Source organism: Cellulomonas hominis (assembly GCF_014201095.1).
Classification (GTDB): domain Bacteria; phylum Actinomycetota; class Actinomycetes; order Actinomycetales; family Cellulomonadaceae; genus Cellulomonas; species Cellulomonas hominis.
The window spans coordinates 2,620,622-2,645,860 of sequence record NZ_JACHDN010000001.1 but is presented as its reverse complement, the minus strand read 5'-3'; the positions used below and the strand labels follow the sequence as shown (position 1 = coordinate 2,645,860).

The following is a 25,239-nucleotide window of genomic DNA, read 5'->3' as shown; positions in this document are numbered from 1 at the left end:
GGGGCACCGGAACGGCCGATGGCCCCGAGGGTCGGACCCTCGGGGCCATCGGCCGTGAGCGCGGATGCGTCGATCAGCGCTTCGAGTACTGCGGGGCCTTGCGGGCCTTCTTGAGACCGGCCTTCTTGCGCTCGACGACGCGGGCGTCGCGGGTCAGGAAGCCGGCCTTCTTCAGCGCCGGGCGGTTGTGCTCGGCGTCGATGGCGTTCAGCGCGCGGGCGATGCCCAGGCGCAGCGCGCCGGCCTGGCCGGTCACGCCGCCGCCGCTGATGCGGGCGATGACGTCGAAGCGGCCCTCGACGTCGACCAGCTTCAGCGGGGAGTTCACGAGCTGCTGGTGCACCTTGTTCGGGAAGTAGTCCTCGAGGGTGCGGCCGTTGATCTTCCACTGGCCGGTGCCGGGCACCAGGCGCACGCGGGCGATGGCCTCCTTGCGGCGGCCCAGGGCCTGGCCGGGAGCCGTCAGGCTCTGGCCGCGGCCGGCCGGCGCGGCGCTCTCGGAGGTGTAGCTGGTGGGCGTCTCGCCGCCCTCAAGGTCGATGTCGACCGTGGTCTCGGCCACTGATGTGTCCTCGCGTCCTGTCTCGGATGTCCTCGCGGGCGTCAGCCCTGCGCGACCTGGGTGATCTCGAAGGGCTTCGGCTGCTGGGCGGCGTGCGGGTGCTCCGCACCGGCGTAGACCTTCAGCTTGGAGAGCTGCTGGCGGGCCAGGGAGGTCTTCGGGAGCATGCCGCGCACGGCCTTCTCGATCGCACGCTCGGGGTGCTTGTCGAGCAGGTCGGAGTACGTGGTCGCCCGCAGGCCGCCCGGGTAGCCCGAGTGGCGGTAGGCGAGCTTGGTCTCCCGCTTGGTGCCGGTCAGGGCGACCTTCTCCGCGTTGATGACGATGACGAAGTCGCCGCCGTCGACGTGCGGGGCGAACGTCGCCTTGTGCTTGCCACGGAGCAGGGTCGCCACCTGGCTCGCCAGGCGGCCCAGGACCACGTCGGTCGCGTCGATGACGTGCCAGTTGCGCTGGACGTCGCCGGGCTTCGGGGTGTACGTGCGCACGGTCGTTGCCTTCTCTATGTCTCTGACTGTGTCCACGGCAATCCCGTAGAAGCCGGGGTCAGCCGATGAGTACCGTCCGTGCGTCGTCCGTGGACCGGTGAGTGGGAACGCACCTTGGTCGACACCGACGGACGCACAACGACTCACCAGGGTAGCCGCCGCCCCCGGGGGCGGTCAAAGCGACGTCGGTCACCGCCGTCGCCCGACGTCAGCGGCTCCGGGCGACCCGGCCGGCGTCCCAGACCGGCTCCGGCGTCTCGACCACCGCGCCGTCCTCGCCGAACACGAGGAACCGGTCGAACCCCCGCGCGAACCACCGGTCGTGGGTCACCGCGAGCACCGTCCCCTCGAACGCCGCGAGCCCGGCCTCGAGCGCCTCCGCGGAGTGCAGGTCGAGGTTGTCGGTGGGCTCGTCGAGCAGCAGCAGGGTCGCCCCGCCGAGCTCGAGCAGCAGGATGTGGAACCGCGCCTGCTGCCCGCCGGACAGGGTCTCGTACCGCTGCTCGGCCGACGCGACCAGCTCGTAGCGGTCGAGGGCCTTGCTGGCGGGCTCGCGGCCCATGCCGGCCCGGCGGCCCTCGCCGCGGTGCAGGATCTCCAGCAGCGTCCGGCCGGCGAACGCGGCGTCCTGGGCGTGCTGGCGGTTCTGGGCGAAGAACCCCGGGACGACCCGCGAGCCCAGCCGGGCGACGCCGGTGTGCCGCACGGGGTCGATCGGGAGCTCGCCGTCGGCCGGGGACTGGTCCGGCTGGGGGTCGCTGCCGCCCGCCGCGAGCAGTCGCAGGAAGTGCGACTTGCCCGACCCGTTCGACCCGAGCACCGCGACGCGTTCCCCGAACCACACCTCGAGGTCGAACGGCCTCATCAGCCCGGTGAGCTCGAGCCCCTCGGCGACGACGGCCCGCTTCGCCGTGCGCCCGCCGCGCAGCCGGACCCGCACCTGCTGGTCGTGCGCGACGACCTCGGGCGGGCCCGCCTCCTCGAACTTCCGCAGCCGGGTCTGGGCCGCGGAGTACCGCGAGGCGAGGCCGTCGTTGAACGCCGCCTTGGTCTTGAGCGTGTTCACCAGGGTGATGAGCTTGGCGTGCTCCTCGTCCCACCGGCGGGCGAGCTCGGCGAGCCGCTCCCGGCGTGCCTCGCGGGCCTCGGTGTACGTGGTGAACGTGCCGCCGTGCACCCAGACGGTCGCGCCCGTCCGCGCCGGCTCCAGGGTCGCCACGTGCGTCGGCACCCGGGAGAGCAGCTCGCGGTCGTGGCTGACCAGCAGGACCGTCTTCGGGCTGTCCAGCAGCCGCCGCTCCAGCCAGCGCTTGGTCGGCACGTCCAGGGCGTTGTCCGGCTCGTCGAGCAGCAGCACCTCCTGCGGGCCGCGCAGCAGCGCCTCCAGCACCAGCCGCTTCTGCTCGCCGCCGGACAGGGTGCGCACGGTGCGGTGCTGGGCGCGGTCGAACGGGATCGACAGCACGTCGTCCGTCACGCGGTCCCAGTCGGCCTCGACCTCGTAGCCGCCGACGTCCGCCCAGTCCGCGAGCGCCTGCGCGTACCGCATCTGGGAGGGCTCGTCGTCGACCTCCATCATGTGCAGCTCGGCCGCGGTGAGCTCCCGCGCGGCCGCGCCGACCGCCCCGGGCGTCAGCGACGCCAGCAGGTCGCGGACCGAGCGGTCGTCGGCGATCCGGCCCACGTCCTGCCGCATGACGCCGAGCCCGCCGGTGCGCACGACGGCGCCGTCGTGCGGCTGCTCGTCCCCCGCCACGATCCGCAGCAGCGTCGACTTGCCCGCGCCGTTCGGCCCGACCAGCGCGGTGCGCTGCCCCTCGCCGACCCGCAGGTCGACGCCCCCGAGCAGCGGGCGGCCGTCGGGGAGCACGTAGCGCACGTCGTGCACCTCGAGATGACCCATGCGCCGATCGTCCCAGGTGCGGGCGCGCGCACCCAACCCGATTCCGTGCGGTGGCAGGCCGCGAGGGGCGGTGCCAGGCTCGGACCATGAGCGAGGACACCCCTGCCACCAGCACCGACCCGGCCACCGGCGCCGAGGGCGACGCGAACCAGCTGCCCGAGGAGGACACCCTCGTCGACCGCGGCGTCGACGACCTGCTCGACGAGGGCTACTCCCCGCCCGAGCGCCCCCGGCCGGCCTCCAGCCACTGGGGCGAGACGCCCTGGGAGGAGTCCCGCGGCGAGACGCTCGACCAGCGGGTCGCCCAGGAGGAGCCGGACGTCTGGGACGCCGAGCCGCGCGTCGACCCGTCCCGGGAGCCCGACCGCGCCGGCCGGCTCCTGGAGGACGACGACGCCGTCGAGTCCGGCGGCAACGACCAGTTCGCGATCGACGCGGGCGTGGACGGCGGCGCGGCGAGCGCCGAGGAGGCCGCGATCCACGTCGTCGAGGAGGACTGAGGCCGGCGCGGCCGTCCCCCTGCCGAGGGGGCGCCGCGCGGGCATCCGGGCGGCGCTCGGACCGCCCCGGGTGCGCGGCGGGTGCCCCCTCGCCGACGGGGTCGCGGGGGCGCGAGGCGGCGCGGGGTGCCCGTCAGGGCGCGCGCAGCGGGTGCGGGTCGACGTCGTCGGCCGAGCGGGGGGCGCGGGTGCGGACCTGGCGCGCCGCGAGCTCCGCGTCCGGCGGGTAGACGACCTCCTCCAGGGTGAGGCCGTGCGCCGCCACCACCGCGCTGCCCGGGTCGCGGCGGCCGCCCACCAGGAGCTCCGCCGGCCAGTCGACGCCGCGCCTGCCCTCCCCCACGGCGAGGCTCGCGCCGACGAGCGCGCGCACCATCGAGTGGCAGAACGCGTCCGCGCGCACCGTGGCGACCACGAGGCCCGCGTCGGGGCCGTCCGCGGGGCGCTCCCAGGTCAGCTCGTCGAGCGTGCGGATCGTCGTCGCGCCCGGCCGGGGCTTGCAGTACGCGGCGAAGTCGTGCCGGCCGAGCACCCGCTGCGCCGCCTCGTGCATCGCGGCGACGTCGAGCGGGCGGCGCGACCACAGCACGTGGTGCCGCCGCAGCGGGTCACGCAGCGCGGTCTCGTCGCACACCCGGTAGACGTACCGGCGCGCGACCGCCGAGAACCGGGCGTCGAAGCCCTCCGGCGCGACCCGCACCCGCGTCGCCACGACGTCGGCCGGCAGCACGCCAGCCAGGCGCGTCAGCAGCGACTCCTCGGGCCCCCGGTCGGACCGTCCCGGCACGGCGGCCCACGCCCCCGCGGGCACGTCCACGTGCAGCACCTGCCCGCGCGCGTGCACGCCCGCATCCGTCCGCCCGGCGACCGTGACGCGTGGCGGGGCGTCACCCCGGTGGGCCGACCGCAGCACCAGCGCCAGGCCGTCCTCCACGACGCCCTGCACGGTCCGCAGGCCGGGCTGGCGGGCCCAGCCGGCGAAGTCGGTGCCGTCGTACGCGAGGTCGACGCGGACGCGCACGAGGTCGGCGGCGGGGGCGCCGGCAGCGGCGACGGGCGGGGGGTCGAGGGGCTGGTCCGGCACGGACCGAGCGTACGGGCCGCGGGGCTGCTCTACCGTGGTCCGGTGCCGGCACCCGCGACGACCCCGTACACCCTCGCCGTCGACTGCGGCGGCGGCGGCATCAAGGCGTCCGTGCTCGACTCCTCGGGGACGCTGCACGCCCCGGCCGTCCGGGTGCCGACGCCGTACCCGCTGCCGCCCGAGCGGCTGGTCGACACCATCGCCGACATCGCCGCCCGGCTGCCCGCCGCCGACCGCGCCACGGTCGGCATGCCCGGCATGATCCGGCACGGCGTCGTGGTGGCCACCCCGCACTACGTGACCCGCTCCGGCCCGCACACCCGCGTGGACCCGGAGCTGGTCGCCGCATGGGCGGGCTGCGACATCCGCGCGGCCGTGGAGGCGCGGGTCGGCGTGCCGACGCTCGTGCTGAACGACGCCGAGGTGCACGGCGCCGGGGTCGTGTCCGGGACCGGCGTGGAGCTCGTGCTCACGCTCGGCACGGGGCTCGGCTCCGCGCTGTTCGACGGCGGCCGGCTCGCCCCGCACCTGGAGTGGTCGCACGCCCCGGTCCGCCGCATGACCACCTACGACGAGTACATCGGGCAGATCCAGCGCGCGCGGCTCGGCGACGCCCTGTGGTCCCGGCGGGTGCGGCAGGTCGTCGAGGGCCTGCGCCCCGTCGTGCTGTGGGACCGGCTGTACCTCGGCGGCGGCAACTCCCGCCGGATCACGCCCCAGGTCCTGTCCCGCCTCGGCGACGACGTGGTCGTGGTCCCGAACCAGGCCGGCATCGTCGGCGGCGTCCGCGCCTGGCAGCTCGGGGTCTAGCCTGCGCCCACGCCGGCGGACACGGCGTCGACGGCGTCGAGCAGGACGCGCGTGAACGCGACCGGGGCCGTCAGGGAGACCAGGTGGGTCGCGCCGGGGACGACCACCAGGCGGCCGTCGCGGCACGCGCGCAGGAACCGGCGCTCCTCGCCGCGGAAGTGGTCGTAGCGGCCGTTCACCAGCCACACCGGCGCCTCGACCCGCGCCAGGTCCTCGACCGGCGTCGCGTCACGCATCGCCCGCAGCACGTCGTCCACGACGTCCAGCGCGAACCCGCCCGCGGCCACGTCCCGCGCGGCCTCGGCCGACAGCACCCGGTCGACCATCCCCTGGTTCAGGCCCGCGCCGGCGTCCGGCAGCCGCGCGATGCCCCGGGCGAGCAGGGCCCACCCGTCGACCAGCGCCAGCAGCGGCCGGGTGGAGCACGCCGCCGCGACCAGCCCGGCCACCTGCGCCGGGCGCCGGGCCGCGTGCCGGACAGCGGTGTACCCGCCGAGCGACAGCCCGACGACGAGCGCCCGGCCGCCGACCCGGTCCACCCCGTCGGACACCGCGTCCACCGCCCCGTCGAGCGTGAACCGCTCACCCAGCCGCTCCCCGTGCCCCGGCAGGTCCACGGCGACGACGTCGCACCCGTACGCCCGCAGCGCCTCGACCTGCGCGCGCCACATGGTCCGGGACGTGCGCAGCCCGTGCACCAGCACGACGGGGACGCTCACCCGCCCGACGCTACCCCCGGCCGCACCCCGCCGACCCGGCGAGGTGGACGCCCGGTCCGCTCCGCGAGCCGCGGGGCGGGACGGGCCGGGGGGACGCGACGGGGCCCGGGTCGCGAGCGGTGTGCTCGCGGCCCGGGCCCCGTGTGCGTGGTGACCGGACGGTCAGGCCTTCTCGGCCTCGTCCTTCGTCTCCTCGGCGGGGGTCTCCTCGGCGGGGGTCTCCTCCGCCGGGGTCTCCTCGACCGTCTCCTCGGCCTTCGGCTCCTCCGCCTTCGGCGCGGCCTTCGCGACGGCCTTGGTGGCCTCGCGGACGACGGCCTGCTTCGGCGAGACGGGCTCGAGCACGAGCTCGATCACGGCCATGGGGGCGTTGTCGCCCTTGCGGGGGCCGATCTTCGTGATACGCGTGTAGCCGCCCTGGCGCTCGGCCATCTGCGGGGCGATCTCCACGAACAGCTCGTGCACGACCGACTTGTCCTTGACCACGGTCAGGACGCGCCGGCGGGCGTGCAGGTCGCCGCGCTTCGCGAAGGTGACGAGACGCTCGGCGAGCGGGCGCAGGCGCTTGGCCTTGGCCTCGGTCGTCGTGATGCGCTTGTGCTCGAACAGCGACGTGGCCAGGTTGGCCAGGATCAGCCGCTCGTGCGCCGGGCCGCCACCGAGCCGGGGACCCTTGGTGGGCGTAGGCATGGTCTTTACTCCTTGGTTCCAGTGATGGGCCGGCGGCGCACGTCAGCCGTGCGCCGCCTCCCCGGCGTCAGTACTGCTCGTCCTCGGTGAAGTCGCCCTCGTCGCCGTCGTAGTACGCGGCGGCGCTCGGGTCGAAGTCGAGCGGGCTGTCCTTGAGGGACAGGTTCAGCTCGGCCAGCTTCTCCTTGACCTCGGTGATCGACTTCGCACCGAAGTTGCGGATGTCGAGCAGGTCGGCCTCCGACCGCGCCACGAGCTCGCCCACCGTGTGGATGCCCTCGCGCTTGAGGCAGTTGTAGGACCGGATGGTCAGCTGCAGGTCCTCGATCGGCAGCGCCAGGTCCGCGGCCAGCGCCGCGTCCGTCGGCGACGGGCCGATCTCGATGCCCTCGGCCTCGACGTTCAGCTCGCGGGCGAGGCCGAACAGCTCGACCAGGGTCTTGCCCGCCGAGGCGAGCGCGTCCCGCGGCGAGATCGCCGGCTTGGTCTCGACGTCGACGACGAGCTTGTCGAAGTCGGTGCGCTGCTCGACACGCGTGGCCTCGACCTTGTAGGTCACCTTGAGGACCGGCGAGTAGATCGAGTCGACGGGGATGCGGCCGATCTCGGCCTCGTACGACTTGTTCTGGTTCGCCGACACGTAGCCGCGGCCGCGCTCGACGGTCAGCTCGATCTCGAGCTTGCCCTTCTCGTTCAGCGTGGCCAGGTGCAGGTCCGTGTTGTGCACCTCGACACCGGCGGGCGGCACGATGTCCGCCGCGGTCACGTCACCCGCACCCTGCTTGCGCAGGTACATCACGACCGGCTCGTCGTTCTCCGAGGAGACGACGAGGTTCTTGATGTTGAGGATGATCTCGGTGACGTCCTCCTTGACGCCCGGGACGGTGCTGAACTCGTGCAGCACGCCGTCGATCCGGATGCTCGTCACCGCCGCGCCCGGGATGGACGACAGCAGGGTGCGGCGCAGGGAGTTGCCGAGCGTGTAGCCGAAGCCGGGCTCGAGCGGCTCGATGGAGAACCGCGAGCGGTACTCCGAGATGACCTCTTCGGTCAGGGTGGGGCGCTGTGCGATGAGCACTTCGGGGTTCCTCTCAGCGTGCGTCCGCCATATGACGCAGCGCAGGTACTCGCTGGTCGACTCGGGTCTCGGTCCACCCGGACGACCGGCCGGCACCGCCGCGGGCGGGGGATCGCTCCCCCGCCCACGGCGGCCCGGCTAGGTGTCAGACGCGGCGGCGCTTCGGCGGACGGCAGCCGTTGTGGGCCTGCGGCGTCACGTCCTGGATCGAGCCCACCTCGAGGCCCGCGGCGGTCAGCGACCGGATCGCGGTCTCACGGCCGGAGCCGGGGCCCTTGACGAAGACGTCGACCTTCTTCATGCCGTGCTCGGCGGCCTTGCGCGCAGCGGCCTCGGCGGCCATGCCCGCGGCGTACGGGGTCGACTTGCGCGAGCCCTTGAAGCCCACGTCGCCGCCGGACGCCCAGGAGATCACGGCGCCGCTGGGGTCCGTGATCGAGATGATCGTGTTGTTGAAGGTGCTCTTGATGTGCGCCTGGCCGTGGGAGACGTTCTTCTTCTCCTTGCGGCGCGGCTTGCGCACGGCACTGCGGGTCTTGGGAGGCATCTGCTTCTCTCTCGCTGCTGGTCGTGAGGTCGGTGCTCCGACGCGGCGCGGGCGGCTGTCCTGGTCGTCCCCGGACAGGCCCGGCGGGCCGCGGCCGGACTACTTCCGGCCGGCCTTCTTCTTGCCGGCGACGGTGCGCTTCGGGCCCTTGCGGGTGCGCGCGTTGGTCTTGGTGCGCTGGCCGCGCACCGGGAGGCCGCGGCGGTGCCGGAGGCCCTCGTAGCTGCCGATCTCGACCTTGCGGCGGATGTCCGCGGCGACCTCGCGACGGAGGTCGCCCTCGAGCTTGAAGTTGCCCTCGAGGTAGTCGCGGAGGGTGACGAGCTGCGCGTCGTCGAGGTCCTTGACGCGGACGTCGGGGCTGATGCCCGTCGCGGCCAGCGTCTGCTGGGCGCGGGTGCGGCCGACGCCGTAGATGTAGGTGAGCGCGATCTCGAGCCGCTTCTCGCGGGGGAGGTCGACGCCGACAAGACGTGCCATGTGCCTTCCGGCTCCTTGGTACTTCGTTCGGAGGTCTGCCGCACCGTCCTCCCGCTGGCAGCGGGCCCCGGCCTCCGAGCCGGGGGTTCACCGGTCCGTCCCCGCGGTGCGGGTGCGGCGCCGGTTCGGCGATGCGCTGGTGGCCGGTCCCCGTCAGGGGCCGGCCGGGGTGCTGCTGCTCAGCCCTGGCGCTGCTTGTGGCGCAGGTTCTCGCAGATCACCTGGACGCGACCGTGCCGGCGGATCACCTTGCACTTGTCGCAGATCTTCTTGACGCTGGGCTTGACCTTCATGGCCTGTTCCTCCGCCGCCGATGCGCCGCGCTCCCCTCGCGGGGCAGCGCGACCGACGGCGATGCTCGTTCGGTCGGTTACTTGTAGCGGTAGACGATGCGCCCGCGGGACAGGTCGTACGGGCTCAGCTCGACCACCACCCGGTCCTCGGGGAGGATCCGGATGTAGTGCTGGCGCATCTTGCCCGAGATGTGGGCGAGCACCTTGTGACCGTTGGTGAGCTCCACGCGGAACATCGCGTTCGGCAGAGCCTCGATCACGCTGCCCTCGATCTCGATGACACCGTCCTTCTTCGCCATGTCCTCCGCTAACTGTCGTCCTGGACTACCGTTCCCCGCGCCCGGCGTCCCCCGGCGGTGCCGGCGGGCGTCTGGTGCGGCGGGCGGGCTCCCGGGTCCGCCGACGCCCGCGCGAGCACGACCCGCACGAGGCGGTCGGGTTCGGACGGGACGCGCGACAGCGACAGGGCGCACACCCAACGAAACATCATACGCCATCCACGGCAGTGCCGCGGACCGGCGAGGGCGGGGCCGGCGCGACCGTCAAGCGGACGCGCCGCGTGGGTGCCCGCACCCGGCGCCCCCGCCCGTGCGGGTGACGCCGTCACCCGCACGGGCGTAGCGTCGCACTCGCTCGAGCCGACGGGCGCAGGGCGACGGGAGGACGACCACCGTGACCGCACCCGAGCAGCGCGGCCCCGCACCCGAGGGGCCCGGGGCCCTCGGCCGGCCCGCCGTGTCCGTCGTCGTCTGCACCCGCGACGGCGCCGGGCGCATCGGCCCGACGATCGGGTCCGTCCGCGCCGCGCTCGACGACGCCGCGGCGCACGGCGTGCCGGGCGAGCTGGTGCTCGTGGACAGCGCCTCCGCCGACGGCACCCGGGCGGTGCTCGACGACGCCGCGGCGCGGGACCCCCGGGTCCGGGTCGTCGCCGTCGCCGAGCCGGGGCTGGGCCGGGCCCGGAACGCCGGCGCCCGGGCGGCCGCCGGGCGGGCCGTGCTGTTCACCGACGACGACGTGCGCGTGCCGCCGCACTGGGTGCGCACCCTCGGCGCTCCCCTGCTCGCGGGCGAGGCGGACCTGGTGTCCGGGGCGGTCGCCCTGGCGCCGGCCCTGCGCCCCGCCTGGCTGACGCCCGACATCGCGGCGGACTTCTACGCCTACGTCCCCGAGCCGCCGGTCGCGGGGCGCGAGTTCGTCGGCGCGAACATGGGCGCGGCCGCCCGCGTGCTCGCCGCCGTGCCGTTCGACGAGGCGCTCGGGACCGCGGCGCTGCCCGGCGGGGACGACACGGGGTTCCGCGGCGACGTGCTGGCGGCCGGGTTCCGCGAGCGGACCGTGCCCGGCGCGCAGGTGGAGCACCACTTCGACCCGGACCGCCTGCGCGCCCCCCGGCTGCTGGCGCTCGCCCGCGGGTACGGCCGGAGCGAGGCGTGGCTGGCGCACCGGCACCGCGGCGAGCGACCGGCGACCCTCGTGCCGCTCGGCAAGGCGCTGGTCCGCGGCGCGCAGGCGCGCCTCCGCCGGCTCCGGCGTCCCGGGTCGCCCCCGGACATGCCGACCCTGCGGTTCGCCGGCCAGGCCGCCTACCACCGCCAGATGTTCGCCCTGCGCCTGCGGGACGGCCGGGCACGCGCGACGTGAGCGCGTGCCCGGCCCCGCAGGGGAGACCGGGCGGCGCCCGTCGCCGGCTACCGGACCGTGGCCGGCCGCCGGCGGACCGCACCCAGGACCGCCCGAAGGCTCAGCCAGCCGGTCGTCCCTGCGCGCAGTCCCGGTGCGCCATCCGTCGGCTCGCGGAACGTCAGCCGGAACGCGGCCGCCCCGCCGCCTGCGCGGCCGGCACGGTGCCCGCGGCGTCGGCGAAGTACTCCACCTGGGGCGTGGCCTCGAGCCCGTTGAGCTCGACCGGCTCGGCCAGCGTCATCTGCGCGAGCGGGACGAGCGCCTCGGCATCCTCGCAGTGGTCGGTCTCGCTGGCGCAGGCGAAGCTCGCCTCGGCCTCGACGACCACGCCGTCCGAGCTCGCCCGCCCGTCGTACGCCAGGTCGGAGGCGTACGCGCCGTCGGCGTCGGCGGTTCCGGTCGCGGCGGACGCGCCCTCGGTCACCGCGAACGAGCCGACGGCGAGCAGCGGGTCACCGGGGTCGGCGACGGCCGTACCCGCGCCGGAACCGATGACGAGGGGGCCGAGGAGAGCGCCGACGGCGGCCAGGACGGCCGGCCGCCGGAGGCGGTGCAGGAAGGTCGTTCCGGGGGACTCGCGCGGTCCCACGCTCGCAAGCGTGGGGGGACGTCCCTCATTCGGCAGTCACATGACACGACATGAATCCGGTTCGACGTGATTTGGGCTACATGACCCCTATGTCCGCTTTGTCGTAGGTGGTACCACCCCGGCGGAAGCGTGGTTTCACCCGCTCGGTGGCGCTTCCGCGCTCGCTCCCCCGAACGTCACCCGGCCGAGGCGGGCATCCGTCCAGTCAGCCGAGCGGCGCGACCGTCACCCCGCGCGCGGCCAGCTCCGCCGCCCCGCCGTCGGCCGCCGTGAGCACCCAGATGCCGCCCTCGTGCAGCGCCACCGAGTGCTCCCAGTGCGCGGCGCGCGACGCGTCGACCGTCACCACGGTCCAGTCGTCCTCGAGCACCTCGGTCCCCGCGCTGCCGCGGGTGATCATCGGCTCGACCGCGAGGCACATGCCCGGGCGGAGCCGCGGACCGCGGTCGCGGGTCCGGTAGTTCAGCACGTCCGGCGGCTGGTGCATCGCGGAGCCGATGCCGTGCCCGACGTAGTCCTGCACGATGCCGAACGGCACGCCGCCGTTGGCCTCCGCACCCGCGTCCTCGACCGCCTGCTCGACGGCCTCCCCCACGACGCCCAGCCGGTCGGCGATGCCGTCGCCGGACGCCAGGGCGGCGATGCCGTCCCACATGGCCTTCTCGGTCACGGCGGACAGGGCCAGGTCGGCCGGGTCGGCCTCGGGCAGCACCAGGGTGAGCGCCGAGTCGCCGTGCCAGCCGTCGACGATCGCGCCGCAGTCGATCGACACGACGTCGCCCGGCTCCAGCACCCGGCCGGAGGGGATGCCGTGCACGACCTCGTCGTTCACGGAGACGCAGATCGTCGCGGGGTAGTCGTGGTACCCGAGGAACGACGGCTGCGCGCCGGCGTCCGCGATCACCGCGGCCGCGACGGCGTCCAGGTCCGCCGTGGTGGCGCCCGGGCGGGCCGCGGCGGACGCGGCGGCGAGGGCGTCGGCGACGACCAGGCCCGCGCGCCGCATCAGCAGCACCTGCTCCGGCGTCTTCAGCTCGATCCGGTCACGACCGAACACGGTGTCCCCCGGCGGTCAGCCGACGCGGGACGCGAGGGCCGCCAGCAGCCGCTCGGTCACCTCGTCGACCTGGCCGATGCCGTCGACCTGCACGAGCAGGTCCCGGTCGGCGTACACGCCCGAGATGGGCGCGGTCTGCTCGGCGTACACGTCCAGGCGGTGCCGGATGACCGGCTCCGTGTCGTCCGCGCGGCCCTCGATCTCGGCGCGCTTCAGCAGGCGCTCCACGACCACGTCGGCGTCGGCGGTGATCTCCAGCGCCGCGTCCAGCGCGAGGCCGGCGTCCGCGAGGATCGCGTCCAGCTCCGCGACCTGGGCCACGTTGCGCGGGTAGCCGTCGAGCAGGAAGCCCCCCGCGGCGTCGGCCTGCGCCAGGCGGTCGCGGACCATCGCGTTGGTGACGGAGTCCGGGACCAGCTCGCCGCGCGCGGTGTACTCCTGCGCGGTGCGGCCGAGCTCGGTGCCGCCCTTGATGTTGGCGCGGAAGATGTCGCCGGTCGAGATGGCCGGGACGCCCAGGTGCTCGGCCAGGCGGACCGCCTGGGTGCCCTTGCCGGCCCCGGGAGGACCGAGGAGGACGAGGCGAGCGCTCATCGGAGGAACCCTTCGTAGTGCCGCTGCTGCAGCTGCGACTCGATCTGCTTCACGGTCTCGAGGCCGACGCCCACGACGATGAGGATCGACGAGCCGCCGAACGGGATGTTCGTCCCGACCCCGAGCACGATGAACGCGATGGTCGGGATCAGCGCGACCAGCGCGAGGTAGATGGACCCGGGCGCGGTGATGCGGGTGATCACGTAGTCCAGGTACTCGGCCGTCGGGCGGCCCGCGCGGATGCCCGGGATGAACCCGCCGTACCGCTTCATGTTGTCCGCGACCTCGTCCGGGTTGAACGTGATCGCCGTGTAGAAGTAGCAGAAGAAGATGATCAGCAGCACGTACAGCGCGATGTGCAGCGGGGCGTCCGTGGCCGCGAGGTTGTTCGCCACCCACTGCTTCCAGCCCGCGGTCTGGTCGCCGAAGCCCGCGAGCAGCGCGGGCACCTGCAGCAGCGACGACGCGAAGATCACCGGGATGACGCCGGCCATGTTGATCTTGATCGGGATGTAGGTCGAGGACCCGCCGTACATGCGGCGGCCGACCATGCGCTTCGCGTACTGCACCGGGATGCGGCGCTGCGACTGCTCGACGAAGACCACGAGCGCGATGACCAGCACGATGATCGCCATGATCACCAGGAAGGCGCCGATGCCCCCCGAGCCGCCGGCGATCGACCACATCGCGCCCGGGAAGGACGCGGCGATCGAGGTGAAGATGAGCAGCGACATGCCGTTGCCGACGCCGCGCTCGGTGATGAGCTCGCCCAGCCACATGATCAGACCGGTACCGGCGGTCATGACGATGATCATGAGGAGCGTCGTCATGACGCTGCCGTCCGGGATCACGTCGACGGAGCAGCCCGGGAAGAGCTGGCCGTTGCGGGCGGTGATGATGACGGTGGTCGACTGCAGGACCGCCAGGCCGATCGTCAGGTACCGCGTGTACTGGGTCAGCTTCGCGGTGCCGGACTGGCCCTCCTTGTGCAGGGCCTCGAAGTGCGGGATGACGACGCGGAGCAGCTGGATGATGATGCTCGCGGTGATGTACGGCATGATCCCGAGCGCGAACACCGAGAGCTGCAGCAGGGCGCCGCCGCTGAACAGGTTGACCAGGCCGAGCAGCGAGTTCTGCTCCTCGGTCTGCCCGATGCAGATCTGCACGTTCGGGTAGGACACGCCCGGCGTCGGCAGGAACGAGCCGATCCGGAAGACCACCATGATCCCGATCGTGAACAGCAGCTTGCGCCGCAGGTCGGGTGTCCTGAACGCCCGCACGAATGCGCTGAGCACGTGTCCTCCTGCTCCGCCGAAGCGGGATGTCGTCTACCGGCCTGCCCCGCGGGGGCGGCCACGTCGCAGCGGGCCTCGCCGCGCGCTGCCCTGCCGAACCCTAACGGAAGTCGGCACGGGTTCCGGCATCGCCCGGCGGGACCGGGCGGGGAAAGCGGAACGGGGCCGGCAGGGCGTGGTGCCTCCGCCGACCCCGTTCGCCGGGATCAGTCCTGCGCGACGCTGCCGCCGGCCGCCAGGATCTTCTCCTTGGCGGAACCGGAGTACGCGTCCACGGCCACGGACAGCTTGACCGTGAGCTCGCCGGTGCCGAGCACCTTGACCGGGGCGCCCTTGCGGACGGCACCCTTCGCGACGAGGTCGGCGACGGTGACGTCGCCGCCCTGCGGGTACAGCGCCGACAGCTTGTCCAGGTTCACGACCTGGTACTCGACCCGGAACGGGTTCTTGAAGCCGCGGAGCTTGGGCAGCCGCATGTGCAGCGGCATCTGCCCGCCCTCGAAGCGGTCCGGCACCTGGTACCGGGCCTTGGTGCCCTTGGTACCGCGGCCGGCCGTCTTGCCCTTGGACGCCTCACCACGACCCACGCGGGTCTTGGCGGTCTTGGCGCCCGGAGCCGGACGCAGGTGGTGCACCTTGAGGGTGCCGCCCGCGCCCACCTCCTCGGCGGGCTTCTCGGCCTTGGCGGCCTTCGCCGGAGCAGCCTTGGCCTTGGCGGCCGGCTTCTCCTCCGCAGCCGCCTCGGCCTTGGCCTTGGTGGTGCGGGTGGCGGGCTTCTTGGCGGCGGGCTTCTCGGCGGCGGCCGACTCGGTCGCCGTCGCCTTCTTCGCCCGCGTGGCCTTCGGAGCCGCGGCAGCGGCCTGGTCGACCTTCTCGGTCTCCTTCTCCGCCATCGTCACTCCACCTCCTCGACCGCGACGAGGTGCGTCACCGTCTTGACCATGCCGCGGATCTCAGGACGGTCCTCCTTGACGACGACGTCGCCGATCCGCTTCAGGCCCAGGGTGCGCAGCGTGTCGCGCTGGTTCTGCTTGCCGCCGATGGCGGACTTGGTCTGGGTCACCTTGAGGCGGGCCATCACGCACCCACCTTCTCCGCCTTGGCGGCACGACCGGCGGCCTGCGCCTTGAGCAGCGACGCCGGGGCGACGTGCTCGAGCGGCAGACCACGGCGGGCGGCCACGGCGGCCGGCTCCTCGAGGCCACGCAGCGCCGCCACCGTGGCGTGCACGATGTTGATGGCGTTGGAGGACCCGAGGGACTTCGACAGGATGTCGTGGACGCCGGCGCACTCCAGCACCGCGCGCACCGGACCACCGGCGATCACACCGGTACCCGGCGACGCGGGACGCAGGAAGACGACGCCCGCGGCGGCCTCACCCTGGATGGGGTGCGGGATGGTGCCCTGGATGCGGGGGACGCGGAAGAAGTTCTTCTTCGCCTCCTCGACACCCTTCGCGATCGCGGCGGGCACCTCCTTGGCCTTGCCGTAGCCGACACCGACCGTGCCGTCGCCGTCACCGACGACGACCAGGGCGGTGAAGCTGAACCGGCGGCCGCCCTTGACGACCTTGGCCACGCGGTTGATGGAGACGACGCGCTCGAGGAACGCGCTCTTCTCGGCGGCGTCGCCCCGGCGGCCGTCGCGACGACCACCGTCGCGGCGGTCACCGCCGCCCTGGCCCTGGGGAGCGCCCGTGTTGCTGCGCTGAGGAGCAGCCATCAGTGGATCCTCTTCTTCGATGCGGGAATGGTCGTCGTCACAGCGCCAGACCGCCCTCGCGGGCGGCGTCGGCCACTGCGGCCACACGCCCGTGGTACTTGTTGCCGCCGCGGTCGAAGACCACCGCGTCGATGCCGGCCGCCTTGGCGCGCTCGGCGATCAGCTCGCCGACGCGACGGGCCTTGGCCGTCTTGTCGCCCTCGGCGCCCCGCAGGTCCGCCTCGAGGGTCGAGGCGGAGACCAGGGTGCGGCCCACGGCGTCGTCGACGACCTGCGCGACGAGGTTGCGGTTCGACCGGGTGACGACCAGGCGCGGACGCGCGGCGGTGCCGGCGACCTTCTTGCGCAGCCGGAGGTGGCGGCGCTTGCGGGCCTTGAACTTGCCCTTACCGATGATGCTGATCGCCATGGCTCACTTACCAGCCTTTCCGACCTTGCGGCGGACGTTCTCGCCCGCGTAGCGCACGCCCTTGCCCTTGTACGGCTCGGGCTTGCGGATCTTGCGGATGTTCGCGGCGACCTCGCCCACCTGCTGCTTGTCGATGCCCGAGACCGAGAACTTGGTCGGGGACTCGACGGCGAAGGTGATGCCGGCGGGCGGCGTCACGGACACGGGGTGGCTGAAGCCGAGCGCGAACTCGAGCGCGTCACCCTTGGCCGTCACGCGGTAACCGGTGCCGACGATCTCGAGCTTCTTCTCGTAGCCGGCGGTGACGCCGGTGACGAGGTTCGCCAGGAGGGTGCGGGTGAGGCCGTGCAGCGAGCGCGAGAGGCGCTCGTCGTTCGGGCGGGTGACCACGAGGGCACCCTGCTCGTCGCGCGCGACCTCGATGGGGGACGCCACGGTGTGCGTGAGGGTGCCCTTGGGGCCCTTCACCGTCACCACGGCGCCGTTGATGTCGACATCCACGCCGGCCGGGACCGTGACGGGGATTCTGCCGATACGAGACATTGGCTAGCTCCTTTCCGTCTCGGACTTACCAGACGTAGGCGAGGACTTCCCCACCCACGCCCTTCTTGGCGGCCTGCTTGTCGGTCAGGAGGCCGGAGGACGTGGACAGGATCGCCACGCCCAGGCCGCCGAGGACCTTCGGCAGGTTGGTGGACTTCGCGTACACCCGGAGACCGGGCTTGGACACGCGCTTGATGCCGGCGAGCGCACGCTCGCGGCTCGGGCCGTACTTCAGCTCGACCACGAGGTTCTTGCCCACGCGGGCGTCCTCGACGGTCCAGCCGGAGATGTACCCCTCGGCCTGCAGGATCTCCGCGATGTGCGACTTCAGCTTCGAGTACGGGATGGTCACCGTGTCGTGGTGCGCCGAGTTCGCGTTGCGCAGACGCGTCAGGAAGTCTGCGATCGGGTCGGTCATCGTCATGGGGGCTATCGCCCTTCCTCGCCGTGGTTTCCGCGCCGCCCGCCCCGCTCGGGGACGGGCACGCGCGGACCTGCGACGTCGTTGTTTACCAGCTGCTCTTGGTCACACCGGGGAGCTGGCCCGCGTGGGCCATCTCGCGCACGCAGATCCGGCACAGGCCGAACTTGCGGTACACCGAGTGCGGGCGGCCGCACCGCTGGCACCGGGTGTAGGCGCGCACGGCGAACTTCTGCTTGCCCGCGGCCTTGTTGATCAGGGCGGTCTTCGCCATGTCAGTCCTCCTTGAAGGGGAAGCCCAGGTGCTTGAGCAGCGCCCGGCCCTCCGCATCCGTCGTGGCGGTGGTGACCACCGTGATGTCCATGCCGCGGACCCGGTCGATCTTGTCCTGGTCGATCTCGTGGAACATCGACTGCTCGGTCAGGCCGAACGTGTAGTTGCCGTTGCCGTCGAACTGCTTGGCCGAGAGCCCGCGGAAGTCGCGGATGCGCGGCAGCGCGGTCGACAGCAGGCGGTCCAGGAACTCCCACGCGCGGTCGCCGCGCAGCGTGACGTGCGCGCCGATCGGCATGCCCTCGCGCAGCTTGAACTGCGCGATGGACTTGCGGGCCTTCGTGACCTGCGGCTTCTGACCCGTGATCTGCTGGAGGTCGCGGATGGCGCCCTCGATCAGCTTCGAGTCCTTCGCGGCGTCGCCGACACCCATGTTCACGACGACCTTCACCAGGCGCGCGACCTGGTTCACGTTCTCGTGCTGGAACTCCTCGCGGAGCGTCGAGCGGATCTCGTCGTTGTACCGCACCTTCAGGCGCGGGACCGGGTACGCCCGGGTCGTCTCGTCGGTGGCGGTCATCAGATGTCCTTACCGGAGCGCTTGGCGACGCGGACCCGAACGGTGCGGGTCCGGCCGTCGCGCTCGACCTGCTCGGTGCGGTAGCCGACCCGGGTGCCGCGCTTGGTCTCCGGGTCCACCAGCATCACGTTGCTGATGTGGATCGGAGCCTCGACGGTCTCGATGCCGCCGGTGCGGGAGCCGCGCTGGCTCTGGCCGACCTTGGTGTGCTTGGTGACCCGGTGGATGCCCTCGACCACGACGCGGTCGCGGTCCGTGAGCACCTCGAGCACCCGACCCTGCTTGCCCCGGTCCTTGCGGGAACCGGAGATGACGACCACCAGGTCGCCCTTCTTGATCTTCGCCATGGTCAGAGCACCTCCGGCGCCAGCGAGATGATCTTCATGAACTTCTTGTCGCGCAGCTCGCGGCCCACGGGGCCGAAGATGCGCGTGCCACGGGGCTCGCCGTCGTTCTTGAGGATCACCGCGGCGTTCTCGTCGAACTTGATGTACGAGCCGTCCACGCGCCGGCGCTCCTTGCGGGTGCGCACGACGACCGCCTTGACGACGTCGCCCTTCTTGACGTTGCCGCCCGGGATGGCGTCCTTGACGGTGGCGACGATGACGTCACCGATACCGGCGTAGCGACGGCCGGACCCGCCGAGCACACGGATGCAGAGGATCTCCTTCGCACCCGTGTTGTCGGCGACCCGAAGTCGCGACTCCTGCTGAATCATCTACAGAACTCCTGTCGTCTGCCGGTTCTCGCGCGGTGCGAGCCTGGCCGAACGGATATGTGGTGAGGAGGCGGGCGGACTTACTTCGCCTTCTCGAGGATCTCCACCACGCGCCACCGCTTGGTCGCGGACAGCGGGCGGGTCTCCATGATGAGGACCAGGTCGCCGACGCCGGCCGTGCCGGCCTCGTCGTGCACCTTGACCTTGCTGGTCCGCCGGATGACCTTGCCGTAGAGCGGGTGCTTGACCCGGTCCTCGACCTCGACCACGACGGTCTTCTGCATCTTGTCGCTGACCACGTAGCCGCGCCGCGTCTTGCGGTACGGGCGGGCCTCCGCAACCGCGGTGGTGGTCTCGTTGGTGTTCTCGCTCATCGAGTCCTCACTCGCTCGCGCTGGGCGCGGTCCGGATGCCGAGCTCGCGCTCGCGCAGGATCGTGTAGATCCGCGCGATGTCGCGACGCACGGCCTTGAGGCGACCGTGGCTCTCGAGCTGACCGGTGGCCGACTGGAAGCGCAGGTTGAACAGCTCCTCCTTGGCCTTCTTCAGCTCGGCCACGAGGCGCTCGTCGTCGAAGGCGTCCAGCTCGGTGGGAGCCAGGTCCTTGGTGCCGATAGCCATCAGTTACCACCCTCGCGAACCACGAAACGGGTCTTCATCGGGAGCTTGTGCTGCGCGCGGCGCATGGCCTCGCGAGCCAGCGGCTCCGGGACGCCGGCGAGCTCGAACATCACTCGGCCGGGCTTGACGTTGGCGATCCACCACTCGGGCGAACCCTTACCGGAACCCATGCGGGTCTCGGCGGGCTTCTTCGTGAGCGGACGGTCCGGGTAGATGTTGATCCAGACCTTGCCGCCACGCTTGATGTGGCGGGTCATCGCGATACGAGCAGCCTCGATCTGGCGGTTCGTGACGTAGGCGGGCTCGAGGGCCTGGATGCCGAAGTCGCCGAACGCGATCGAGGTGCCACCCGTCGCGGCGCCGGAGCGCCCGGGGTGGTGCTGCTTGCGGTGCTTCAGCCGGCGCGGGATCAGCACGGCTCAGGCCTCCGTTCCGGTCTCGGGAGCCGACGTCTCGGCAGCGGCCGCAGCCGGGGCGGCCTCGGCCGCGGGGGCCTCGGTCCGCTCGGTGCGACGGCCACCGCCGCGCGGGCCACGGTCGCCGCCGCGGTCGCCACGGTCCCCACGGGGGCCGCGGGACTGACGCGGGGCCTGGGTGGCCTGCTCGCGAGCGAAGTCGCGCTCGGTCATGTCGCCCTTGTAGACCCAGACCTTCACGCCGATGCGGCCGAAGGTCGTGCGGGCCTCGAAGAAGCCGTAGTCGATGTTCGCGCGGAGCGTGTGCAGCGGCACGCGACCCTCGCGGTAGAACTCCGTGCGGCTCATCTCCGCGCCGCCGAGGCGGCCGGAGACCTGCACGCGGATGCCCTTGGCGCCGGCGCGCTGCGCGGACTGCATGCCCTTGCGCATCGCACGGCGGAAGGACACGCGGGACGCGAGCTGCTCCGCGATGCCCTGGGCGACCAGCTGGGCCTCGATCTCGGCGTTCTTCACCTCGAGGATGTTCAGCTGGACCTGCTTGCCCGTGAGCTTCTCGAGCTCGCCGCGGATGCGGTCCGCCTCGGCGCCACGGCGGCCGATGACGATGCCCGGGCGCGCCGTGTGGATGTCGACGCGGACGCGGTCACGCGTGCGCTCGATCTCCACCTTGGCGATGCCCGCGCGCTCGAGACCGGTGCTCATGAGCTTGCGGATCTGCACGTCCTCGCGGACGTAGTCGCGGTAGCGCTGACCCGGCTTGGTCGAGTCGGCGAACCAGCGCGACCGGTGGTCGGTGGTGATGCCCAGGCGGTACCCGAGCGGGTTGACCTTCTGTCCCACGTCAGGCCCTTCCCTTCGTCTCACGCTCGGCGACGACCACCGTGATGTGGCTCGTGCGCTTGAGGATCTGGCTCGCGCGGCCCTGCGCCCGGGGGCGGAACCGCTTGAGGGTCGGACCCTCGTCGACGTACGCCTCGGCGACGTACAGGTTGGTCTCGTCGAAGCGCTCACCGGCACGCTTGGCGCCCTCGCGGGCGTTGGCGATCGCGGACTCGACGACCTTGAGGACCGTCTCACCCGCGGCCTGCGGCGCGAACTTCAGCGTCGACACGGCCTCGCCGGCCTGCTTGCCACGGATGAGGTCCACGACGCGCCGGGCCTTCTGGGGCGTGACGCGGACGAACCGCGCCTTCGCCTTGGCTTCCATTGCTGTCCTGCCTTCTTGTCTCTGCCGTCAGGGCAGTCGCTCGGCTGACCCGGGGGTCAGCGGCGACGGCCCTTCCGGTCGTCCTTCTCGTGGCCGCGGAACGTCCGCGTCGGGGCGAACTCGCCGAGCTTGTGCCCGACCATCGACTCCGTCACGAACACCGGCGTGTGCTTGCGGCCGTCGTGCACCGCGAACGTGTGACCCAGGAAGTCCGGCGTGATCATCGAACGACGCGACCAGGTCTTGATGACGTTCTTGGTGCCGGCCGCGTTCTGCGCGTCGACCTTCTTCTGCAGGTGCCCGTCGACGAAGGGCCCCTTCTTCAGGCTGCGAGGCATTCTCCCGGCTCCCTATCAGCGCTTCTTGCCGGTGCGGCGGCGACGGACGATGAGCTTGTCGCTCGGCTTGTTCGGACGACGCGTGCGGCCCTCCGGCTGGCCCCAGGGGCTCACCGGGTGACGACCACCGGACGTCTTGCCCTCACCACCACCGTGCGGGTGGTCGATCGGGTTCATCGCGACACCGCGGACCGAGGGGCGCTTGCCCTTCCAGCGCATGCGGCCGGCCTTGCCCCAGTTGATGTTCGACTGCTCGGCGTTGCCGACCTCGCCGATCGTCGCGCGGCAGCGCAGGTCGACGTTGCGGATCTCGCCGGACGGCATGCGCAGCTGCGCGTACGGGCCGTCCTTCGCGACGAGCTGCACCGACGCACCGGCCGAGCGGGCGATCTTCGCGCCGCCACCGGGCTTCAGCTCGATGGCGTGGATGACCGTACCGGTCGGGATGTTGCGCAGCGGCAGGTTGTTGCCGGGCTTGATGTCGGCACCGGCGCCGTTCTCGACGACGTCGCCCTGCTTCAGCTTGTTCGGCGCGATGATGTAGCGCTTCTCGCCGTCCGCGTAGTGCAGGAGCGCGATGCGCGCGGTGCGGTTCGGGTCGTACTCGATGTGCGCGACCTTGGCCGGCACGCCGTCCTTGTCGTGACGACGGAAGTCGATCACGCGGTAGGCGCGCTTGTGGCCACCACCCTGGTGCCGCATGGTGACGCGGCCGGTCGAGTTGCGACCACCGGTCTTGTGCAGCGGGCGGACCAGAGACTTCTCCGGCTCCGAGCGCGTGATCTCGACGAAGTCGGCGACGCTCGCGCCGCGGCGCCCCGGCGTCGTCGGCTTGTACTTACGGATTCCCATGGGGATCTGTCCTCAATCTGCTCTCGGGCCCGGTCAGCCGACCGGTCCGCCGAAGATGTCGATCGTGCCCTCGCGGAGGGTGACGATCGCGCGCTTCGTGTCCTTGCGCTTGCCCATCCCGAACTTCGTCCGCCGCGTCTTGCCCTTGCGGTTGATCGTGTTCACGGACTCGACCTTGACCGAGAAGACCTGCTCGACGGCGATCTTGATCTCGGTCTTGTTCGCGCGCGGGTCGACGATGAAGGTGTACTTGCCCTCGTCGAGCAGCCCGTAGCTCTTCTCCGAGACGACCGGTGCGATCAGGATGTCGCGGGGGTCCTTGACGACGGTGGTCACTTGGCGTCCTCCTCGACCTCGGACGACGTCGCGACGGCGGTCGCACCGCGGCCCTTGGCGGGACCGGCGAGGAACGTGTCGAGCGCGCCCTGGGTGAACACGACGTCGTCGGAGACGAGCACGTCGTAGGTGTTGAGCTGGTCGGCGACGAGCAGGTGGACCCGCTCGACGTTGCGCAGCGACTTCCAGGCCAGCTCGTCCGCGCGCTCCACGACCACGAGGACGTGCTTGCGGCCGGACAGCGTGTCCAGCACGCTCACGGCGGCCTTGGTCGAGGGCGCCTGGTCGACACCGAAGCCGGTGACGACGTGGACGCGGCCGGCGCGGGCGCGGTCCGAGAGAGCACCGCGGAGCGCCGCGGCCTTCATCTTCTTCGGGGTCCGCTGGGTGTAGTCGCGCGGGGTCGGGCCGTGGACGGTGCCACCGCCGGCGAACTGCGGCGCACGGGTCGAACCCTGGCGGGCGCGGCCGGTGCCCTTCTGCTTGTACGGCTTCTTGCCACCACCGCGGACCTCGCCGCGGGTCTTGGTGTCGTGGGTGCCCTGCCGCGCGGCGGCGAGCTGGGCGACGACGACCTGGTGGATGAGCGGGATGTTCGTCTGCGCGTCGAACACCTCACCGGGCAGGTCGGCCGTGCCGGCCTTCTTGCCCTGGGCGTCGAGCACGTCGACGGTCAGCGTCTCGGACATGAGGCTCATGCCCCCTTCACGGCGGTACGCACGACGACGACGCCCCGCTTCGGGCCCGGAACCGCGCCCTTGAGCAGCAGCAGACCCTTCTCGGCGTCGACCGCGTGGACGGTCAGGTTCTGGGTGGTCTGACGGGCGTTGCCCATCCGGCCGGCCATCCGCAGGCCCTTGAAGACGCGCGACGGGGTCGACGCGCCGCCGATGGAGCCCGGCTTGCGGTGGTTGCGGTGCGCACCGTGCGAGGCGGAGACACCGGCGAACCCGTGGCGCTTCATGACACCGGCGGTGCCCTTGCCCTTGGTGGTGCCGATGACGTCGACCAGCGCGCCGGCCTCGAAGGCCTCCGCGGTGATCTCCTGGCCGAGGGTGAACTCGGCGGCGTTCGGCGTGCGGATCTCGGCCACGTGCCGGCGGGGGGTGACCCCGGCCTTCTCGAAGTGGCCCTTCAGCGGCTTCGTGACCTTGCGCGGGTCCACCTGGCCGTAGGCCAGCTGCACCGCGGCGTAGCCGTCGGCCTCAGCGGAGCGCACCTGGGTGACGACGTTCGTGCCGACCGAGACGACCGTGACGGGGACGAGACGACCGTTGTCGTCCCACACCTGCGTCATGCCGAGCTTCGTGCCGAGCACCGCCGTGACGGGGCGCGCGTTCTGCTGGGTAACCATGAAGATCAGTTCCTTCCCAGCGTCAGAGCTTGATCTCGATGTTCACGTCCGCGGGCAGGTCGAGACGCATGAGCGAGTCGACGGCCTTCGGCGTGGGGTCGATGATGTCGATGAGCCGCTTGTGCGTGCGCATCTCGAAGTGCTCGCGGCTGTCCTTGTACTTGTGAGGCGACCGGATGACGCAGAAGACGTTCTTCTCCGTCGGCAGCGGCACCGGACCCACGACCGTCGCACCAGCGCGGGTCACCGTGTCGACGATCTTGCGCGCCGAGCTGTCGATGACCTCGTGGTCGTAGGACTTGAGCCGGATGCGGATCTTCTGTCCCGCCATGGCGTCGTCTACTTCTCTCTCTTCGAACTGCCTGGTGTCCGACCCCCGCACTCGGGCGTGTCGCTTTCCGCGACGTACCTCTGCGCCGGCCTCCACCGGATGCGCGGGGCGCGCGCCGGCAGGGACGAGGTCGTTGGTGTGATGCGGTCCCACGCCGGGTGACCCCGGGCTCGCACGGACTCGCAACGCGTCCTGCGCCCGCTCCGTCGGGGCGTCCGAGCGCACGCGCGCAGACACCCCCGTCGTCGGGCAACTTGTCTAGTGTGCCAGCCGGAGCCCGAAAGGTCCAACCGGACCTGTGTCACACCCGCACGATCACGCGCCACGCCCCTGCTCCGTCCCGCGCGGGGCGAGCGCCGGCGGGGAGCGCCAGCGGGATGGCAGCGGCGGGACGGCAGCGGCGGGACGGCAGCGGCGGGATGGCGGCGACGGCATGGCGGCGGCGGGGCGGCTCGCGATCAGCCGGGGCGCTCCGCGACGTGCCCGCCTGACCGCTACGTGCCCCGCCGCACCGCCAGGCGCCGCCGGCGGGGGTTGCCGGCGGCGGACCCGAGGGCAGCGGGGCGAGCAGCGGCGGTATGGCGGCGGCGGGGCGGCTCGCGATCAGCCGGGGCGCTGCGCGACGTGCCAGCCTGACCGCCACGTGCCCCGCCGGCACCTCGCGGGCCCGGCGCGCGCACCGTCGCCGGCCGGTGCGCGCCGCTACCGCGCCGGGCGCCGCCGGCGGGAGGGGGTCGCC

39 protein-coding genes are annotated in these 25,239 nt (G+C 72.5%); 3 read left to right on the top strand and 36 right to left on the bottom strand.

The genetic code is table 11. The annotated features are described in order from the left end of the window. Nucleotides 1–73: 73 nt before the first annotated feature. The 3 genes from rpsI to HNR08_RS12455 form a co-directional block, all read right to left on the bottom strand. Nucleotides 74–562: a 30S ribosomal protein S9 gene (gene rpsI / locus HNR08_RS12465; protein ID WP_146838558.1), complete on the bottom strand. Its 489-nt coding sequence runs from the start codon at nucleotides 560–562 to the stop codon at nucleotides 74–76. A 41-nt stretch (nucleotides 563–603) separates the two neighbouring features. Then, nucleotides 604–1,050, bottom strand: coding sequence for a 50S ribosomal protein L13 (gene rplM / locus HNR08_RS12460; RefSeq protein ID WP_146838560.1), 447 nt, complete (start codon nucleotides 1,048–1,050; stop codon nucleotides 604–606). A gap of 208 nt (nucleotides 1,051–1,258) precedes the next feature. After that, nucleotides 1,259–2,953, bottom strand: coding sequence for an ABC-F family ATP-binding cassette domain-containing protein (locus HNR08_RS12455; protein WP_146838562.1), 1,695 nt, complete (start codon nucleotides 2,951–2,953; stop codon nucleotides 1,259–1,261). A gap of 86 nt (nucleotides 2,954–3,039) precedes the next feature. Here HNR08_RS12455 and HNR08_RS12450 point away from each other — a divergent pair, with 86 nt between their 5' ends. Continuing rightward, a complete protein-coding gene (locus HNR08_RS12450; RefSeq protein ID WP_146838564.1) occupies nucleotides 3,040–3,453 on the top strand; it encodes a DUF5709 domain-containing protein in 414 nt (137 codons plus the stop codon). A 133-nt stretch (nucleotides 3,454–3,586) separates the two neighbouring features. On the opposite strand, the gene truA is transcribed toward HNR08_RS12450, so the two are convergent. Continuing rightward, entirely contained in the window at nucleotides 3,587–4,537 is a 951-nt protein-coding gene (truA, locus tag HNR08_RS12445; RefSeq protein WP_146838566.1) for a tRNA pseudouridine(38-40) synthase TruA, read from the bottom strand. A gap of 42 nt (nucleotides 4,538–4,579) precedes the next feature. Between truA and HNR08_RS12440 the strand changes: the two genes are divergently transcribed. After that, nucleotides 4,580–5,347 (top strand): ROK family protein, encoded by a 768-nt coding sequence (locus tag HNR08_RS12440; protein WP_146838568.1) that lies wholly within the window; start codon nucleotides 4,580–4,582, stop codon nucleotides 5,345–5,347. Here the strand turns inward: HNR08_RS12440 and HNR08_RS12435 are convergent. The 7 genes from HNR08_RS12435 to infA all read right to left on the bottom strand — a co-directional run bounded on the left by HNR08_RS12435 (nucleotide 5,344) and on the right by infA (nucleotide 9,453). Next, nucleotides 5,344–6,066 carry an alpha/beta fold hydrolase gene (locus HNR08_RS12435; RefSeq protein WP_146838570.1) on the bottom strand — a complete coding sequence of 241 codons (723 nt, stop codon included), beginning with the start codon at nucleotides 6,064–6,066 and terminating at the stop codon, nucleotides 5,344–5,346. The genes HNR08_RS12440 and HNR08_RS12435 overlap by 4 nt on opposite strands. Before the next feature lie 162 nt (nucleotides 6,067–6,228). After that, nucleotides 6,229–6,756: a 50S ribosomal protein L17 gene (gene rplQ, locus HNR08_RS12430; RefSeq protein WP_146838572.1), complete on the bottom strand. Its 528-nt coding sequence runs from the start codon at nucleotides 6,754–6,756 to the stop codon at nucleotides 6,229–6,231. Between the two features lie 67 nt (nucleotides 6,757–6,823). Next, complete coding sequence (locus HNR08_RS12425) at nucleotides 6,824–7,834, bottom strand: DNA-directed RNA polymerase subunit alpha (protein ID WP_146838573.1); 1,011 nt, start codon at nucleotides 7,832–7,834, stop codon at nucleotides 6,824–6,826. 145 nt (nucleotides 7,835–7,979) lie between these two features. Then, nucleotides 7,980–8,381, bottom strand: coding sequence for a 30S ribosomal protein S11 (gene rpsK / locus HNR08_RS12420; RefSeq protein ID WP_146838574.1), 402 nt, complete (start codon nucleotides 8,379–8,381; stop codon nucleotides 7,980–7,982). A 99-nt stretch (nucleotides 8,382–8,480) separates the two neighbouring features. Then, a complete protein-coding gene (gene rpsM, locus HNR08_RS12415; protein ID WP_122147671.1) occupies nucleotides 8,481–8,861 on the bottom strand; it encodes a 30S ribosomal protein S13 in 381 nt (126 codons plus the stop codon). 179 nt (nucleotides 8,862–9,040) lie between these two features. Beyond that, entirely contained in the window at nucleotides 9,041–9,154 is a 114-nt protein-coding gene (rpmJ, locus tag HNR08_RS12410; RefSeq protein WP_013117849.1) for a 50S ribosomal protein L36, read from the bottom strand. A gap of 77 nt (nucleotides 9,155–9,231) precedes the next feature. After that, on the bottom strand, nucleotides 9,232–9,453 hold the full coding sequence (gene infA / locus HNR08_RS12405) for a translation initiation factor IF-1 (RefSeq protein WP_146838576.1): 222 nt from the start codon (nucleotides 9,451–9,453) through the stop codon (nucleotides 9,232–9,234). A 373-nt stretch (nucleotides 9,454–9,826) separates the two neighbouring features. On the opposite strand from infA, the gene HNR08_RS12400 reads away from it, so the two are divergent. Continuing rightward, on the top strand, nucleotides 9,827–10,798 hold the full coding sequence (locus HNR08_RS12400) for a glycosyltransferase family 2 protein (RefSeq protein ID WP_146838578.1): 972 nt from the start codon (nucleotides 9,827–9,829) through the stop codon (nucleotides 10,796–10,798). A 160-nt stretch (nucleotides 10,799–10,958) separates the two neighbouring features. On the opposite strand, the gene HNR08_RS12395 is transcribed toward HNR08_RS12400, so the two are convergent. The 25 genes from HNR08_RS12395 to rpsJ form a co-directional block, all read right to left on the bottom strand. Beyond that, nucleotides 10,959–11,429 (bottom strand): hypothetical protein, encoded by a 471-nt coding sequence (locus HNR08_RS12395; protein ID WP_146838580.1) that lies wholly within the window; start codon nucleotides 11,427–11,429, stop codon nucleotides 10,959–10,961. Between the two features lie 205 nt (nucleotides 11,430–11,634). Then, nucleotides 11,635–12,486, bottom strand: coding sequence for a type I methionyl aminopeptidase (gene map, locus HNR08_RS12390; protein WP_146838582.1), 852 nt, complete (start codon nucleotides 12,484–12,486; stop codon nucleotides 11,635–11,637). Between the two features lie 15 nt (nucleotides 12,487–12,501). Next, the gene (locus HNR08_RS12385; RefSeq protein WP_146838584.1) at nucleotides 12,502–13,080 is read right to left on the bottom strand and encodes an adenylate kinase; all 579 of its coding nucleotides are present in this window, start codon (nucleotides 13,078–13,080) and stop codon (nucleotides 12,502–12,504) included. Further along, the gene (secY, locus tag HNR08_RS12380) at nucleotides 13,077–14,375 is read right to left on the bottom strand and encodes a preprotein translocase subunit SecY (RefSeq protein ID WP_146838586.1); all 1,299 of its coding nucleotides are present in this window, start codon (nucleotides 14,373–14,375) and stop codon (nucleotides 13,077–13,079) included. Before secY ends, HNR08_RS12385 begins: the two co-directional genes overlap by 4 nt. A 206-nt stretch (nucleotides 14,376–14,581) precedes the next feature. Then, nucleotides 14,582–15,268 (bottom strand): 50S ribosomal protein L15, encoded by a 687-nt coding sequence (gene rplO, locus HNR08_RS12375; RefSeq protein ID WP_146838588.1) that lies wholly within the window; start codon nucleotides 15,266–15,268, stop codon nucleotides 14,582–14,584. Between the two features lie 2 nt (nucleotides 15,269–15,270). After that, a complete protein-coding gene (gene rpmD, locus HNR08_RS12370; protein WP_146838591.1) occupies nucleotides 15,271–15,453 on the bottom strand; it encodes a 50S ribosomal protein L30 in 183 nt (60 codons plus the stop codon). Further along, nucleotides 15,453–16,097 carry a 30S ribosomal protein S5 gene (gene rpsE / locus HNR08_RS12365; RefSeq protein ID WP_146838593.1) on the bottom strand — a complete coding sequence of 215 codons (645 nt, stop codon included), beginning with the start codon at nucleotides 16,095–16,097 and terminating at the stop codon, nucleotides 15,453–15,455. Before rpsE ends, rpmD begins: the two co-directional genes overlap by 1 nt. A 37-nt stretch (nucleotides 16,098–16,134) precedes the next feature. Then, entirely contained in the window at nucleotides 16,135–16,506 is a 372-nt protein-coding gene (rplR, locus tag HNR08_RS12360) for a 50S ribosomal protein L18 (protein ID WP_146838595.1), read from the bottom strand. A gap of 3 nt (nucleotides 16,507–16,509) precedes the next feature. Then, nucleotides 16,510–17,049, bottom strand: coding sequence for a 50S ribosomal protein L6 (gene rplF / locus HNR08_RS12355; protein ID WP_146838597.1), 540 nt, complete (start codon nucleotides 17,047–17,049; stop codon nucleotides 16,510–16,512). A gap of 25 nt (nucleotides 17,050–17,074) precedes the next feature. Next, nucleotides 17,075–17,473: a 30S ribosomal protein S8 gene (rpsH, locus tag HNR08_RS12350; RefSeq protein WP_146838599.1), complete on the bottom strand. Its 399-nt coding sequence runs from the start codon at nucleotides 17,471–17,473 to the stop codon at nucleotides 17,075–17,077. 85 nt (nucleotides 17,474–17,558) lie between these two features. Continuing rightward, entirely contained in the window at nucleotides 17,559–17,744 is a 186-nt protein-coding gene (locus HNR08_RS12345; protein WP_122147680.1) for a type Z 30S ribosomal protein S14, read from the bottom strand. 1 nt (nucleotide 17,745) lies between these two features. Beyond that, a complete protein-coding gene (rplE, locus tag HNR08_RS12340; protein ID WP_146838601.1) occupies nucleotides 17,746–18,324 on the bottom strand; it encodes a 50S ribosomal protein L5 in 579 nt (192 codons plus the stop codon). Next, the gene (gene rplX / locus HNR08_RS12335) at nucleotides 18,324–18,671 is read right to left on the bottom strand and encodes a 50S ribosomal protein L24 (protein ID WP_146838603.1); all 348 of its coding nucleotides are present in this window, start codon (nucleotides 18,669–18,671) and stop codon (nucleotides 18,324–18,326) included. Before rplX ends, rplE begins: the two co-directional genes overlap by 1 nt. 2 nt (nucleotides 18,672–18,673) lie before the next feature. Continuing rightward, nucleotides 18,674–19,042, bottom strand: a complete 369-nt coding sequence (rplN, locus tag HNR08_RS12330; RefSeq protein ID WP_146838605.1) for a 50S ribosomal protein L14 — start codon at nucleotides 19,040–19,042, stop codon at nucleotides 18,674–18,676. Nucleotides 19,043–19,122: 80 nt separating this feature from the next. After that, nucleotides 19,123–19,416: a 30S ribosomal protein S17 gene (rpsQ, locus tag HNR08_RS12325; RefSeq protein ID WP_146838607.1), complete on the bottom strand. Its 294-nt coding sequence runs from the start codon at nucleotides 19,414–19,416 to the stop codon at nucleotides 19,123–19,125. Between the two features lie 7 nt (nucleotides 19,417–19,423). Further along, nucleotides 19,424–19,663, bottom strand: a complete 240-nt coding sequence (gene rpmC / locus HNR08_RS12320) for a 50S ribosomal protein L29 (RefSeq protein WP_109130752.1) — start codon at nucleotides 19,661–19,663, stop codon at nucleotides 19,424–19,426. After that, the gene (gene rplP, locus HNR08_RS12315; protein WP_146838609.1) at nucleotides 19,663–20,079 is read right to left on the bottom strand and encodes a 50S ribosomal protein L16; all 417 of its coding nucleotides are present in this window, start codon (nucleotides 20,077–20,079) and stop codon (nucleotides 19,663–19,665) included. Before rplP ends, rpmC begins: the two co-directional genes overlap by 1 nt. A gap of 3 nt (nucleotides 20,080–20,082) precedes the next feature. Continuing rightward, nucleotides 20,083–20,922, bottom strand: a complete 840-nt coding sequence (gene rpsC / locus HNR08_RS12310) for a 30S ribosomal protein S3 (protein ID WP_146838611.1) — start codon at nucleotides 20,920–20,922, stop codon at nucleotides 20,083–20,085. 1 nt (nucleotide 20,923) lies between these two features. Then, complete coding sequence (gene rplV, locus HNR08_RS12305; protein WP_146838613.1) at nucleotides 20,924–21,289, bottom strand: 50S ribosomal protein L22; 366 nt, start codon at nucleotides 21,287–21,289, stop codon at nucleotides 20,924–20,926. 56 nt (nucleotides 21,290–21,345) lie between these two features. Beyond that, nucleotides 21,346–21,627, bottom strand: a complete 282-nt coding sequence (rpsS, locus tag HNR08_RS12300) for a 30S ribosomal protein S19 (RefSeq protein WP_146838615.1) — start codon at nucleotides 21,625–21,627, stop codon at nucleotides 21,346–21,348. Between the two features lie 15 nt (nucleotides 21,628–21,642). Then, nucleotides 21,643–22,479: a 50S ribosomal protein L2 gene (rplB, locus tag HNR08_RS12295; RefSeq protein WP_146838617.1), complete on the bottom strand. Its 837-nt coding sequence runs from the start codon at nucleotides 22,477–22,479 to the stop codon at nucleotides 21,643–21,645. 33 nt (nucleotides 22,480–22,512) lie between these two features. Beyond that, the gene (rplW, locus tag HNR08_RS12290) at nucleotides 22,513–22,815 is read right to left on the bottom strand and encodes a 50S ribosomal protein L23 (protein ID WP_146838619.1); all 303 of its coding nucleotides are present in this window, start codon (nucleotides 22,813–22,815) and stop codon (nucleotides 22,513–22,515) included. Next, nucleotides 22,812–23,504, bottom strand: coding sequence for a 50S ribosomal protein L4 (rplD, locus tag HNR08_RS12285; RefSeq protein WP_146838635.1), 693 nt, complete (start codon nucleotides 23,502–23,504; stop codon nucleotides 22,812–22,814). Before rplD ends, rplW begins: the two co-directional genes overlap by 4 nt. A gap of 5 nt (nucleotides 23,505–23,509) precedes the next feature. After that, entirely contained in the window at nucleotides 23,510–24,169 is a 660-nt protein-coding gene (gene rplC / locus HNR08_RS12280) for a 50S ribosomal protein L3 (RefSeq protein WP_146838621.1), read from the bottom strand. A gap of 22 nt (nucleotides 24,170–24,191) precedes the next feature. Beyond that, nucleotides 24,192–24,500, bottom strand: coding sequence for a 30S ribosomal protein S10 (gene rpsJ, locus HNR08_RS12275; RefSeq protein ID WP_012867945.1), 309 nt, complete (start codon nucleotides 24,498–24,500; stop codon nucleotides 24,192–24,194). Between the last annotated feature and the right edge of the window lie 739 nt (nucleotides 24,501–25,239).